Origin of the sequence: Methylomonas sp. TEB (assembly GCF_047777895.1) — a bacterium.
Lineage (GTDB): Bacteria > Pseudomonadota > Gammaproteobacteria > Methylococcales > Methylomonadaceae > Methylomonas.
Window position 1 is genome coordinate 4,135,429 of the sequence record NZ_CP180476.1, and the last position, 14,293, is coordinate 4,149,721.

Here is a 14,293-nt window from a genome sequence, read left to right on the forward strand (position 1 = left end):
AACGAATTATTAATTGTCGAAGATGTCATCGCTGCCGATTTGCTGCCTGGGCGCGGGCAGGCCAAAATGACTGTATGCTTTATGCGTGACCACTCGCCCCCTGGGGGTGCGCATGATAAAACCCTGCTGCAGTAAGTACGGTTCCAACACGTCTTCAACCGTGCCACGTTCCTCGCTGATTACCGCAGCCAGCGTATCCAGGCCAACCGGACCGCCTTGAAAATGTTCTATCATGGCTGTCAGTAATTTCCGATCCAGCATATCAAAGCCTTGCTGGTCTATTTTCAGCATATCCAAGGCTTGTTTGGCAATCTCACGAGTCACCGTGCCGTTGCCTTTGACTTCGGCAAAATCGCGCACTCTACGTAAGAGTCGGTTGGCGATGCGCGGCGTGCCTCGCGAACGGCAGGCGATCTCGTCGGCACCGCCGCCGTCCATGCCGATATTCAATAGTTTTGCGGAGCGACTGACGATACTGGCCAGTTCCTCAACGGTGTAAAACTCAAGGCGTTGGACGATACCGAAACGGTCGCGTAAAGGCGATGTCAACAAACCGGCTCGGGTCGTCGCGCCTATCAGCGTAAATGGCGGCAAATCCAGCTTAATCGAGCGGGCTGCCGGGCCTTCGCCTATTATAATATCAATTTGGTAGTCTTCCATAGCCGGATACAGCACCTCTTCCACTGCCGGGCTGAGCCTATGGATTTCGTCGATGAATAACACATCATGGGCTTGTAGATTGGTCAGCAAAGCCGCCAAATCGCCGGCTTTATCCAGCACCGGACCCGAGGTTTGACGAATGTTGACATTCATCTCCGCAGCCACGATGTTGGCCAGCGTGGTTTTCCCCAAACCCGGCGGGCCGAAAATCAACACATGATCCAACGCTTCAGAGCGCGTTACCGCCGCCTGGATAAAGATTTCCATCTGCTCGCGCAGTTCTTTTTGCCCGACATAGTCTTTCAAGCGCTTGGGGCGAATAGCTCGGTCCACTCGCTCTTCGTCATTATTACCGTGCGCAGTAACCAATCTGTCGCTTTCGATCATTTAACCGCACCGCGCAGCGCCAGACGAATAATGTCCTCGCAGCTTTTATCTTCCGTAGCAACCGCTTGCACCATCCGCATCGCATCCGGCGACTTATAACCCAGGGCACACAACGCGCTGATCGCCTCTTGCTTGGGACTCGCTGCCGAACCGGGAAGTGAACTTGGGCTATCACTAGCTGCTGTTAGTTTGTTTAGTTCCGGTAAACGACCACGCATTTCGATAATCAAGCGTTCGGCGGTTTTTTGGCCGACGCCCGGCAATCGCACCAAACCTTTTACATCGTTATCATGGACGCAACGATAGAATTCTTCGGTACTTTGCCCGGACAGAACAGTCAACGCCAGCTTGGGGCCGACGCCATTGACTTTGATCAGGGTTCTGAACAGCATGCGTTCGCTTTCTGTGGCAAAACCGAACAGGATATGCGCGTCCTCGCGAACCACGAGATGCGTATGTAGCTTAACTACTTCACCCAATGCCGGCAGGTCGTAAAAGGTATTCATCGGCGCTTCGATTTCGTAACCGACACCGTGTACGTCCAACAACAGTTGCGGAGGAGCTTTGTAAATCAATTTACCGCATAAAAAACCGATCATGAAATCGCCTTCTGCAAACGCATCGCGGTCTCCTGATAGTGGCTATGACACAGGCCAATCGCCAATGCATCGCTAGCATCGATCTGCATGTCACCTTGAATGCTCAACAAAATTTTCACCATATGCTGCACTTGCTGCTTATCGGCATTGCCCTTGCCTACCAAGGCCTGTTTAACTTGCCTAGCCGCATATTCGAAAACCGGCAGATCTCGATTTAAGGTGGCGCAAATCGCAGCGCCGCGCGCTTGCCCTAGCTTCAGGGCAGAATCGGCATTCTTGTGCATAAACACTTGCTCTATGGCCATTTGCTCAGGACGGTACAACTCAATCACCTGGCTAACACCATCAAAAATCTGCTTCAAGCGCTCGGGAAATTCGTCGGATTTGATACGAATGCAGCCGCTCGCTACGTAGCGAATACCGCGCGATGTCGACTCCACCACACCGTATCCGGTGATGCGCGAGCCGGGATCTATACCTAAAATTCTGGTCAACAGTGTATTGGTGCGAGTAATTTTGCGGTGTGATTAGGCATCGAGCGCAGTCATGATGTCATCGCTGATGTCGGCATTCGAGTAAACGTCTTGCACATCGTCCAGATCTTCCAAACGGTCGATCAGCTTCAGCATTTTTTCGGCGGATTCGCTATCCAATTCAGTCTTAACGTCGGCATGCATCGTCACTTCGGCGTTTTCCGGCTCGAAGCCCGCAGCAAGCATAGCTTCCTTGACGGTCATATAGTCTTCGGGGGTGGTAAACACATCGATAGAACCATCGTCGTTGGTGACCACATCCTCGGCCCCGGCTTCCATCGCGGCTTCCATCACTGCGTCTTCATCAACACCATTGGCGAAGCTGATAATACCGACCTTGCGAAACATATAAGCCACCGAACCGTCCGTGCCCAAGTTGCCGCCAGCCTTAGAGAAGGCGTGCCTGACATCGGCGACGGTACGATTGCGATTATCGGTCAAGCAATTCACCATCACCGCCGTGCCGCCAGGACCATAACCTTCGTAACGCACCTCTTCGTAAACCACGCCATCGACCGCGCCGATGGCCTTTTTGATGGTGTTGTCGATGGTATCGCGCTTCATGTTAGCACCAAGCGCTTTATCAATAGCGGTACGCAAACTCGGATTATTGGCGGGATCACCGCCACCCGATCCTTTTGCGGCCACGGTAATCTCGCGAATCAGTTTGGTAAAAATCTTGCCGCGTTTTGCGTCCTGCGCGCCTTTGCGATGCTTGATGTTAGCCCACTTACTATGCCCAGCCATTCTATCTCTCTGAATCTGCTAAAAATTTGGAAATTTTACCATCGTCCCGCCGGCTTATCGACCCTTGCTTACAATACTAGCGGCAATATAGCCGCTAACGAAGCATCCGAGACGTAGCTATCCGCTTGCTCTTCCACCAACGGCCTGCGGACTACACCGCCGAAACCGATCATATAGGCACCGGCCAATTTAGCTTCCAGATCGGTCTTGCCATCGCCTATCATGACCAGGGACGAATGATGCATCCTCAGTCGGCGACAAATCCTGGCTTTGCCGCCACTGACGGCCAACGGCGAGTGTCGGGCAAAATCCTGGTAATTACCGTCTTCGTCAAACAACACATCAACCGCATGCACATGCGCTTCCGGTATGCCCAGTTGCTCCGCCAAAGGTAGTATCGCCTGCCGCAAGCCGCCGCTAATGATGTGGATCAGCTTATTATTGGCTTGCAGGGTTTTAATTGTGTCGCTGACACCGTCAACCATTTCGGCAATATACAACTCGGCCAACCAGTCTATCGCGGCTTTATCGGGCTTGATCAAATCCAGTCGGTTCGCGTAGACATCCTCAAGGGCCAATTTGCCGTTCATAGCTGCATCGGTTAACGCCGCAACCTGTTCGAATAAACCGTTACGCCTAGCCAATTCATCGATACCTTCGACCCGGCTCAGCGTACTGTCGCAATCGAAACAAACAACTTCAAAACTCATAACTCGATCTGCCTTGCTGTGTGCACCGCAGGCACCTCACAAACCGATTTCAATACTTGTTCATTTAAGGGATCAGAGATGCTGATGACCATCATCGCCAATTGATGTTCGTCGGCGATACTGACTTGCATGCGGGTAATATTGATATTGGCAACGCCCAAGATCGAGCTAATCGCCGCAATCACGCCCGGCTTATCATCGTGGCGAGTGATCAGTAACGCGCCTTCCGGCACCACTTCAATTTCGAAATGATTGATACTGACCAAGCGTGGATGTTGATTTCCTAACAACGTTCCCGCCAGAGATACCGACTTATCGGCGCAGTGCCCGGTAATTTTGATTAGAGACTGATAGCCTTCCGATTCCTCGGTCTGCGACTCAATTAGCGTTATACCTTGGCGTTTGGCAATGTTCTCAACATTGACGCGGTTAACCGGCGTGGAAAGCTGCCCCCCCAACAAACCGACCATCGCCTCTGCGGAAATCGGCCGAATTTTTACCTCAGCAGCCTTTCCATAAACCGCAACTTCCAATTTTTGAATCGGTTGATCGATCAACCCTACTAAAACCTTACCGAGAATATTAGCAAGGTTCATAAATGGTTGAGCCTTGGATAGCTCTTCTGCCGACAACCTAGGGAGATTCAAAGCATTAACAGCTTCGCCGGTTTGCAAATATTTAACCGCCTGGCGGGCAATTTCGACACTCACCGCCACTTGCGCTTCTTTGGTCGAAGCACCCAAATGCGGCGTAAATACCACATTGTCCAATGTTAGCAGCGGCGAATCCTTGGGAGGTTCTTGCTCATAAACATCCAGCGCCGCGCCTGCGATGCGACTGTCTTTCAAGGCATCGTATAATGCCGATTCATCAACCAAGCCGCCGCGCGCGCAATTGATCAACCGAGCAGATTTTTTCATCATGGCCAATTGTTCCCGGCCGATAATGTTTTTGGTTTTTTCCAATAAAGGACAGTGCAGGGTCAAATAGTCGGCTTGTTTAACCAAAGTCTCCAAATCAACCATTTCCGCACCATGTATAGCAAAAACATCCGGCGCCACAAACGGATCATAAGCGATCACGCGCATTCCCAAACCATTGCCGCGTTGCGCGACTATTCGGCCGATAGTACCAAAACCCAGCACTGCCAGCGTTTTATGAGCAATTTCGGCGCCCATCAACTTAGAGCGCTCCCATTTGCCGTCTCTGACCGATTGATTGGCAAACGGTAGATTGCGACTCAAGGAAAACATATGCGCGATAGCGAGTTCCGCCGTCGTGGTGGCATTGGCATCAGGCGTATTCATTACGATAACGCCTTGTTCAGTAGCGGCATTTAAGTCAACATTATCGACCCCTATGCCGGCGCGCCCGACTATCTTCAGGCGAGTCGCCGCTTTTAAAACTTTAGCTGTCACCTGAGTATCGCTACGAATCAATAAGGCGTCGAACTCCGGAATAATCTCGCACAACTCGTCTTCATTTAAGCCGGTTTGGATATGTATCTGTATACCGTCCTGGACATTCAAGAAATTAATGCCGTCTTCCGCAAGCTTGTCTGAAATCAGTATCTTTTTCATCGCCATGACTGGATTATTGGATAAGGCCGGCATTTTAGCAGCTTTGCTATAATCGCCGTAATGCGCGTTCCCGACAAACAACCAAAGTCTATTACTTATGAGAATAAAATCGGCGCTTGGCGTCCTATCGGTGATCTGTTTACTTGGCGCAATCTCCTGGTGGCTGACTTACACCAAAAGTTTCGCCCCCAACGCCGTTTTTACAACATTGACAGGCGAACGACTGGCAATTGCTGAGCTAAAAGGCAAGCCCGTATTGATAACATTTTGGGCAACCGACTGCCCTAGCTGTCTTGAGGAAATTCCGGATTTGATCGCATTGCATCAACAAGGCCTGAAAATCATTGCTGTGGCGATGCCATACGACCCGCCTAGCCGCGTGCAAACATTAGCCAAAGAACGTCAGCTTCCTTATCAAGTTGCTCTTGATATAGATGGTAGTCTTGTACATGCTTTTGGTGATGTGCAATTGACCCCAACGATGTTTTTAATAGACAAACAGGGCGTGATCATCATGCACAAAATCGGCGCTTTCGATTTAGCATCTTTAAAAACACTTCTGACGCAATTATAGAAAACTACTTTGTAATTTAGCTATAGAGGTGTTGTCTGGTAACAGTAAATCCGCAAAAGAGAAGAGAGCAGCAGTAGGGGTGATTTTGGGTCAAAAAAAAGCCCTGCTATGGGTAAGCAGGGCTTTTGGTTTAAGAGCTTGGCGATGACCTACTTTCACATGGCAACCTGCCACACTATCATCGGCGCTAAGCGGTTTCACTTCCGAGTTCGGGATGGGATCGGGTGGTTCACGCTTGCTATGTTCACCAAGCAAACTGGTTTGGCTGTTTTGCAGCCGTCATGCACAGGTTTGAAGCGTATTTGCTTCCGGGCATTTGCCGTTTACCTGTCTTCATGGAAATCTGTATCGAGTGTGTCGTTTTCTTACGTTTATCAGCGTGTCAGTGACACCCAAACGCATTGGGTGTTATATGGTCAAGCCTCACGGGCAATTAGTACACGTTAGCTACGCCCATTACTGGACTTCCACACCGTGCCTATCAACGTCGTAGTCTCCGACGGCCCTTCAGGGGACTTAAAGTCCCAGTGAGATCTCATCTTGGGAGGGGCTTCCCGCTTAGATGCTTTCAGCGGTTATCCTGTCCGAACGTGGCTACCCGGCAATGCCATTGGCATGACAACCGGAACACCAGAGGTTCGTCCACTTCGGTCCTCTCGTACTAGAAGCAGCTTCCCTCAAATCTCAAACGCCCACGGCAGATAGGGACCGAACTGTCTCACGACGTTCTGAACCCAGCTCGCGTACCACTTTAAATGGCGAACAGCCATACCCTTGGGACCTGCTTCAGCCCCAGGATGTGATGAGCCGACATCGAGGTGCCAAACACCGCCGTCGATATGAACTCTTGGGCGGTATCAGCCTGTTATCCCCGGCGTACCTTTTATCCGTTGAGCGATGGCCCTTCCATACAGAACCACCGGATCACTAAGACCTACTTTCGTACCTGCTCGACTTGTCCGTCTCGCAGTCAAGCACCCTTATGCCTTTGCACTCATTGCCTGATTTCCGACCAGGCTGAGGGTACCTTCGTGCTCCTCCGTTACTCTTTAGGAGGAGACCGCCCCAGTCAAACTACCCACCAGACACTGTCCCTAATCCAGATAATGGATCGAGGTTAGAACTCCAAACATACCAGGGTGGTATTTCAAGGTTGGCTCCACGAGAACTGGCGTTCCCGCTTCAAAGCCTCCCACCTATCCTACACAAGTAGGTTCAAAGTCCAGTGTCAAGCTATAGTAAAGGTGCACGGGGTCTTTCCGTCTAGCCGCGGGTACACTGCATCTTCACAGCGATTTCAATTTCACTGAGTCCCAGGTGGAGACAGTGTGGCCATCGTTACGCCATTCGTGCAGGTCGGAACTTACCCGACAAGGAATTTCGCTACCTTAGGACCGTTATAGTTACGGCCGCCGTTTACTGGGGCTTCGATCAAGAGCTTCTCCGAAGATAACCCCATCAATTAACCTTCCAGCACCGGGCAGGCGTCACACCCTATACGTCCACTTTCGTGTTTGCAGAGTGCTATGTTTTTGCTAAACAGTCGCAGCCACCGATTTTTTGCAACCCCCTTCCGCTCCAGTCGCGAGGACCTTCACGTAATGAGGGCATACCTTCTCCCGAAGTTACGGTATCATTTTGCCTAGTTCCTTCACCTGGGTTCTCTCAAGCGCCTTAGAATTTTCATCCCACCCACCTGTGTCGGTTTAGGGTACGGCCACTAGTAACCTGAAGCTTAGAGGTTTTTCCTGGAAGCAGGGCATCTATCACTTCGCTGTTCTTTCGAACCGCTCGTCATCACGTCTCGGCATAGAGCACCCCGGATTTGCCTAAGATGCATGCCTACCTGCTTAAACGGCCACTTCCAACCGACCGCTGATATAGCCTTCTCCGTCACCCCATCGCAGTTACTACTGGTACAGGAATATTAACCTGTTTTCCATCGACTACGCTTTTCAGCCTCGCCTTAGGTGCCGACTAACCCTGCGTCGATTAACGTTGCGCAGGAAACCTTGGGTTTTCGGCGAGGGGGTTTTTCACCCCCTTTATCGTTACTTATGTCAGCATTCGCACTTCCGATACCTCCAGCCGACTTCTCAATCGACCTTCGCAGGCGTACGGAACGCTCCTCTACCACTCACACTTACGTGCAAATCCGTAGCTTCGGTACTATGCTTAGCCCCGGTAAATCTTCCGCGCAGACCGACTCGACCAGTGAGCTATTACGCTTTCTTTAAAGGATGGCTGCTTCTAAGCCAACCTCCTGGCTGTCTGTGCCTTTCCACATCGTTTCCCACTGAGCATAGATTTGGGGACCTTAGCTGACGGTCTGGGCTGTTTCCCTTTTCACGACGGACCTTATCACCCGCCGTGTGTCTCCCGTGCTGGCACTTGCTGGTATTCGGAGTTTGCATCGGGTTGGTAAGTCGGGATGACCCCCTAGCCGAAACAGTGCTCTACCCCCAGCAGTGATACACGAGGCGCTACCTAAATAGCTTTCGAGGAGAACCAGCTATCTCCGAGCTTGATTAGCCTTTCACTCCGATCCACAGCTCATCCCCGTCTTTTTCAACAGACGTGGGTTCGGCCCTCCAGTTAGTATTACCCAACCTTCAGCCTGGCCATGGATAGATCGCCCGGTTTCGGGTCTACACCTTGCGACTAAACGCCCTATTAAGACTCGCTTTCGCTACGCCTCCCCTATTCGGTTAAGCTTGCCACAAAATGTAAGTCGCTGACCCATTATACAAAAGGTACGCAGTCACCCCACGAAGGGGCTCCCACTGCTTGTACGCATACGGTTTCAGGTTCTATTTCACTCCGCTCTCCGCGGTTCTTTTCGCCTTTCCCTCACGGTACTAGTTCACTATCGGTCAGTAAGGAGTATTTAGCCTTGGAGGATGGTCCCCCCATATTCAGTCAAAGTTTCACGTGCTCCGACCTACTCGATTTCACTAGAAAAAGGTTTTCGTGTACGGGGCTATCACCCTGTATCGCCGGACTTTCCAGACCGTTCCACTAACCTTATCCTAGCTTAAGGGCTAGTCCCCGTTCGCTCGCCACTACTTAGGGAATCTCGGTTGATTTCTTTTCCTCCGGGTACTTAGATGTTTCAGTTCTCCGGGTTCGCTTCAGTGAGCTATGTATTCACTCAAAGATGACGTGCTTATGCACGCCGGGTTTCCCCATTCGGACATCTCTGGATCACAGCCGGTTTGCAGGCTCCCCAAAGCTTTTCGCATGCTACAACGTCCTTCATCGCCTCTTACTGCCTAGGCATTCACCGTATGCGCTTATTCACTTGACCATATAACCCGAATACGTCTGTATTTTGGTTATACTGTCAGCTGACATTTTCGCTGATTTTTCTGCTTGAGAACGACATACTGTTTGTTTTCTGCCATTCCCCTTCGAGAACGACGTCATTCAAACCGCAACTCGTTTTAGTGTTGATCATTGCTGATCATTACTATAGTTACAGATTTCCATATTGTTAAAGAGCTATCGGTACGAATACCAATGCTATAAAGTCTTTATCCGCTGCCGCTGATAAAACTGTATAGCGTTGATGTCCACCCACTATTTTTCTTACGTTTGACGAACTGGTTGACCCTCAGCGTTCAGCATGATGGTGGAGCCAGGGAGGATCGAACTCCCGACCTCCTGCGTGCAAGGCAGGCGCTCTCCCAGCTGAGCTATGGCCCCTAAAACAGACTAAAGACCAAGACTCAAGCAGAAACCTAACTATTCGCAACTCTACCTATCTAACTAGGAGTGTTGCCTGATCGTTTTCCGCCTTATTGCTTTCGCCTTTTATGCGTTGGTGGGTCTGGGAGGAGTTGAACCTCCGACCTCACCCTTATCAGGGGTGCGCTCTAACCAACTGAGCTACAGACCCAGGTGCGTCTTTCAATCGAAATAATTTGTTGTGAGTACGTGTAACGGTGTGCCGTCTTTGTAAGGAGGTGATCCAGCCCCAGGTTCCCCTAGGGCTACCTTGTTACGACTTCACCCCAGTCATGAATCACAAAGTGGTAAGCGCCCTCCCGAAGGTTAAACTACCTACTTCTTTTGCAACCCACTCCCATGGTGTGACGGGCGGTGTGTACAAGGCCCGGGAACGTATTCACCGCGGCATTCTGATCCGCGATTACTAGCGATTCCGACTTCACGCAGTCGAGTTGCAGACTGCGATCCGGACTGGGACCGGCTTTTTGGGATTCGCTTACTCTCGCGAGTTCGCAGCCCTCTGTACCGGCCATTGTAGCACGTGTGTAGCCCTACCCATAAGGGCCATGATGACTTGACGTCGTCCCCACCTTCCTCCGGTTTATCACCGGCAGTCTCCCTAGAGTTCCCGGCATGACCCGCTGGCAACTAAGGATAAGGGTTGCGCTCGTTACGGGACTTAACCCAACATTTCACAACACGAGCTGACGACAGCCATGCAGCACCTGTCTCAGAGTTCCCGAAGGCACTCCGCTATCTCTAACAGATTCTCTGGATGTCAAGGGTAGGTAAGGTTCTTCGCGTTGCATCGAATTAAACCACATGCTCCACCGCTTGTGCGGGCCCCCGTCAATTCATTTGAGTTTTAGCCTTGCGGCCGTACTCCCCAGGCGGTCAACTTAATACGTTAGCTCCACTACTAAGTTCTTTAAGAACCCAACAGTTAGTTGACATCGTTTACGGCGTGGACTACCAGGGTATCTAATCCTGTTTGCTACCCACGCTTTCGTACCTCAGCGTCAGTTTTAGTCCAGGGAGCCGCCTTCGCCACTGGTGTTCCTTCAGATCTCTACGCATTTCACCGCTACACCTGAAATTCCACTCCCCTCTACTAAACTCTAGTTGCCCAGTATCAAATGCAGTTCCCAGGTTAAGCCCAGGGCTTTCACATCTGACTTAAACAACCGCCTACGCACGCTTTACGCCCAGTAATTCCGATTAACGCTTGCACCCTCCGTATTACCGCGGCTGCTGGCACGGAGTTAGCCGGTGCTTCTTGTATAGGTAATGTCAGTCTACCGGGTATTAACCGGTAGGTATTCCTTCCTATTGAAAGTGCTTTACAACCCTCAGGCCTTCTTCACACACGCGGTATTGCTGGATCAGGCTTTCGCCCATTGTCCAATATTCCCCACTGCTGCCTCCCGTAGGAGTCTGGGCCGTGTCTCAGTCCCAGTGTGGCTGATCATCCTCTCAGACCAGCTACGGATCGTCGCCTTGGTAGGCCTTTACCCCACCAACTAGCTAATCCGACATAGGCTCATCTATTAGCGCCAGGCCCGAAGGTCCCCAGCTTTCCCCCGTAGGGCGTATGCGGTATTAGCGTGAGTTTCCCCACGTTGTCCCCCACTAATAGGCAGATTCCTATGCATTACTCACCCGTCCGCCACTCGTCAGCACCCGAAGGCCTGCTACCGTTCGACTTGCATGTGTTAAGCATACCGCCAGCGTTCAATCTGAGCCATGATCAAACTCTTCAGTTTAATTTTAACTTGTCACTAAATAAGATTAGTGACCAATCTTGGCTCGACTACAGAACATCTTTTCTTGCGAATTGACGTGGTGTCTGTGTCGACTATTTTTAAACAGCACATAGTCGCTACACATACCCACACAAATTATTTCGATTTCGTTTGTTAAAGAGCCAGAGCGCTTCGCCCTGTTGAGCCGACATATTCTACAGCGTTTTCAGTGTTTGTCAAATTTATTTTTAAGCCATTTCAAAAACCGAAGCCCAAAAAAAACAAACCCGCCAATCAACAACCTCAAACCCGCCGAACCAAGTCGACCGCTTCACCGCTAAAACTTAAAAGCCAGAGCAGTGAAGAGCCGCTCATTCTAATCACCCAAAACCCTCGCGTCAAGAAATTATTTCTATTCGCGCAAACTTCCTTTTCCCTACTTGATAAACATGCCTGGCAGGCGCCGAAATTAAAGCTTTGGGATCCTCCAGTTTTTCACCATCAATCTTTACTGCACCTTGTTTGATCAAACGTAGCGCCTCAGAAGTACTTTCCACTAAACCAGCATTTTTCAACACATTAGCAATCGGCATCCCCTGCTCATCGACCTTTATTTGAACCTCTTCGATAACATCCGGTAAAGCTCCACGCTGAAACCGAGCCTCAAAACTTTCCAGAGCCGTTTTTGCAGCCTGCAACCCATGAAATCTACCAACAATCTCCTGCGCAAGCGCAACTTTGTAATTTCTTGGGTTCCCGCCACTCTCGCACGCAGCCCGCCAACTTTCTATTTCAGTCATTGACTTAAAGCTCAACAATTTAAAATAACGCCACATGAGCTCGTCAGAAATCGACATGATCTTGCCGAACATCTCGTCAGGCGCGTCCGCAATGCCTATGTAGTTATTAAGTGACTTGGACATTTTCTGCACGCCATCAAGCCCTTCCAAAATCGGCATAGTCAACACGACCTGAGGTTTTTGCCCATAACCTTCCTGCAATTGCCTACCCATCAACAGGTTAAACTTCTGATCCGTACCACCCAGCTCAACATCCGCTTTCATGACCACCGAGTCATAGCCTTGTATTAAGGGGTACAAGAATTCGTGAATTGCAATCGGTTGACCACCCTTATATCGCTTACTGAAATCATCACGCTCCAGCATTCTCGCCACGGTATTTCTTGCCGCCAACTGGATTAGCTCAGCACTGGTCATCGCCCCCATCCACGCCGAATTGAACTTCACCTCGGTTCTTTCGGGATCAAGAATTTTGAACACCTGCGCCTGATAGGTTTTCGCGTTTTCCGCCACTTCTTCACGACTCAACGGTTTACGGGTGACGTTTTTGCCAGTCGGATCACCTATCATCGCGGTAAAATCGCCGATCAAAAATTGCACGTTATGCCCGGCATCCTGAAATTGCTTCAGCTTATTAATGAGCACCGTGTGCCCCAGATGCAAATCAGGCGCGGTCGGGTCAAATCCGGCCTTGATTGTTAGCGGCCGATTTTCCTCCAATTTTTTGACCAAATCAGATTCCAGCAAAATTTCTTCAGCGCCGTAACGCAACTGAGCCAAGGTTTCTTGCAACAATTTATTCTCCAATTAGCCTTAAGTTTTGGCCGCGCATTATAAGTGATGGAATTGTAGGGAAGGATAAAAAATGGCCTTTTGTTGGCCTTATGCACCAAAATTCCCTACAATGAAACGCTCGACAAACAATGAAGTGTGATTACTGTGAAGAACAGAATACTCAAGTCGGTGCTTTTAGGCACCTGCACCGTTGTTGCCGCCAGCGCAAGTTACGGATTGATACCGCATAAAGGTTTTGAAGACGCAAAAACCTTGGAGCAAGATAGACTGATCTCGTCCAAGATCAACCAATACACCAGATACGTAGAACCTCCCGAAGCGCAACACCTCAACATCACCGAGGAACTTGAACACACCGTTAAATCCGGCGAGAACCTCTCCAGCATTTTTTCCGCACTCAATTTAAGCCGGGAAGATTTGCATAAAATCATCCACGCCAACCCTACCGGCAAACAATTCGCCGACGTCGAACCAGGTCAAGACGTCGTCGCTACGTTGAACGCTTCAGGCGAACTGGAACAGTTGACTTACAGCAAAAATCCGTTCGAAACATTGATAGCCACGCGGCATGACGACAATTTCGACGTGGAACTACTCAGTAAAAAAGTTGATTACCAAATTGCCAGCGCCAAAGGCTCTATCGATTCCTCACTGTTCGAAGACGGCAAGGAAGCTGGCCTGCCGGAAAAACTAATCCTGAAACTGGCTGACATCTTTGCCTGGGACATCGACTTCGCACTTAATTTAAGAGACGGCGACCAATTTACCGTCGTCTATGAAAAGCTGTTTGTAGACGGTAAAGAATTCGATACCGGCGAGATCCTGTCAGTTGAATTCGTCAACCAAGGCAAAACCTATACCGCCGTGCGCTTCGAAGACAACCAAGGCAACACCGGTTATTACACCCCGGACGGCAACGGCCTGCGCAAAGCCTTTCTGCAAACGCCGATGGATTTTGCCAAAATCAGCTCGCACTTTGATTTGCACCGCAAGCATCCCATCCTAAACACCATCCGCGCTCACAAAGGCGTCGATTATTCCGCAGCCATCGGCACACCAGTTAAAACCACCGGCGACGGCAAAATTGTCTTCCGCGGCGTGAAAAACGGCTACGGCAATGTAGTGGAAATAGAACACGGCCAAAAATACTCAACTTTGTACGCCCACCTGTCCGGTTTCAAATCCGGTCAAAAACTCGGCAGCGCCATCAAACAAGGCGACGTGATCGGTTATGTCGGCAAAACCGGCTTAGCTACCGGCCCGCATTTGCATTATGAATTCCGTATCGGTGGCATGCATGTCAACCCGGTTACCGCCAAAATACCGCACTCCATGCCTATGGACAAAGCCTTATTGGCCAAATTCAAAGCACAAACCCAGCCATTTTTAGCGCAACTGAAACAAGCCAAAGGCGACGCACTGGTTGCTCAAAACTAA

At 50.3% G+C, this 14,293-nt stretch carries 9 protein-coding genes, 2 tRNA genes and 3 rRNA genes; 2 read left to right on the plus strand and 12 right to left on the minus strand.

Annotated elements, in window-relative coordinates:
* Nucleotides 1–9: 9 nt before the first annotated feature.
* The 6 genes from ruvB to serA form a co-directional block, all read right to left on the minus strand.
* Entirely contained in the window at nt 10–1,047 is a 1,038-nt protein-coding gene (gene ruvB / locus ACMXD4_RS18550) for a Holliday junction branch migration DNA helicase RuvB (protein WP_171694307.1), read from the minus strand.
* Nucleotides 1,044–1,646: a Holliday junction branch migration protein RuvA gene (ruvA, locus tag ACMXD4_RS18555; protein WP_415879054.1), complete on the minus strand. Its 603-nt coding sequence runs from the start codon at nt 1,644–1,646 to the stop codon at nt 1,044–1,046. The genes ruvB and ruvA overlap by 4 nt, the downstream gene beginning before the upstream one ends.
* Nucleotides 1,643–2,140, minus strand: coding sequence for a crossover junction endodeoxyribonuclease RuvC (ruvC, locus tag ACMXD4_RS18560; protein WP_033158328.1), 498 nt, complete (start codon nt 2,138–2,140; stop codon nt 1,643–1,645). Before ruvC ends, ruvA begins: the two co-directional genes overlap by 4 nt.
* Nucleotides 2,141–2,173: 33 nt before the next feature.
* Nucleotides 2,174–2,926, minus strand: a complete 753-nt coding sequence (locus tag ACMXD4_RS18565; RefSeq protein WP_171694305.1) for a YebC/PmpR family DNA-binding transcriptional regulator — start codon at nt 2,924–2,926, stop codon at nt 2,174–2,176.
* 68 nt (nt 2,927–2,994) lie between these two features.
* Nucleotides 2,995–3,636, minus strand: a complete 642-nt coding sequence (locus ACMXD4_RS18570; RefSeq protein ID WP_415879055.1) for an HAD-IB family phosphatase — start codon at nt 3,634–3,636, stop codon at nt 2,995–2,997.
* The gene (serA, locus tag ACMXD4_RS18575; protein WP_415879056.1) at nt 3,633–5,216 is read right to left on the minus strand and encodes a phosphoglycerate dehydrogenase; all 1,584 of its coding nucleotides are present in this window, start codon (nt 5,214–5,216) and stop codon (nt 3,633–3,635) included. Before serA ends, ACMXD4_RS18570 begins: the two co-directional genes overlap by 4 nt.
* 97 nt (nt 5,217–5,313) lie before the next feature.
* On the opposite strand from serA, the gene ACMXD4_RS18580 reads away from it, so the two are divergent.
* Entirely contained in the window at nt 5,314–5,790 is a 477-nt protein-coding gene (locus tag ACMXD4_RS18580) for a TlpA family protein disulfide reductase (protein WP_415879057.1), read from the plus strand.
* 136 nt (nt 5,791–5,926) lie between these two features.
* Here the strand turns inward: ACMXD4_RS18580 and rrf are convergent.
* The 6 genes from rrf to tyrS form a co-directional block, all read right to left on the minus strand.
* Nucleotides 5,927–6,042 (minus strand): 5S ribosomal RNA (gene rrf / locus ACMXD4_RS18585).
* A gap of 160 nt (nt 6,043–6,202) precedes the next feature.
* A 23S ribosomal RNA gene (locus ACMXD4_RS18590) occupies nt 6,203–9,097 on the minus strand.
* 322 nt (nt 9,098–9,419) lie between these two features.
* Nucleotides 9,420–9,495 (minus strand) — tRNA-Ala (locus ACMXD4_RS18595).
* A 116-nt stretch (nt 9,496–9,611) separates the two neighbouring features.
* A tRNA-Ile gene (locus ACMXD4_RS18600) sits at nt 9,612–9,688 on the minus strand.
* 60 nt (nt 9,689–9,748) lie between these two features.
* Nucleotides 9,749–11,282 (minus strand): 16S ribosomal RNA (locus ACMXD4_RS18605).
* The 16S, 23S and 5S rRNA genes sit together here with 2 tRNA genes alongside, the layout of an rRNA operon.
* A gap of 377 nt (nt 11,283–11,659) precedes the next feature.
* Nucleotides 11,660–12,853, minus strand: coding sequence for a tyrosine--tRNA ligase (tyrS, locus tag ACMXD4_RS18610; RefSeq protein WP_415880845.1), 1,194 nt, complete (start codon nt 12,851–12,853; stop codon nt 11,660–11,662).
* A 147-nt stretch (nt 12,854–13,000) separates the two neighbouring features.
* Here tyrS and ACMXD4_RS18615 point away from each other — a divergent pair, with 147 nt between their 5' ends.
* The gene (locus ACMXD4_RS18615; RefSeq protein WP_415879058.1) at nt 13,001–14,293 is read left to right on the plus strand and encodes a peptidoglycan DD-metalloendopeptidase family protein; all 1,293 of its coding nucleotides are present in this window, start codon (nt 13,001–13,003) and stop codon (nt 14,291–14,293) included.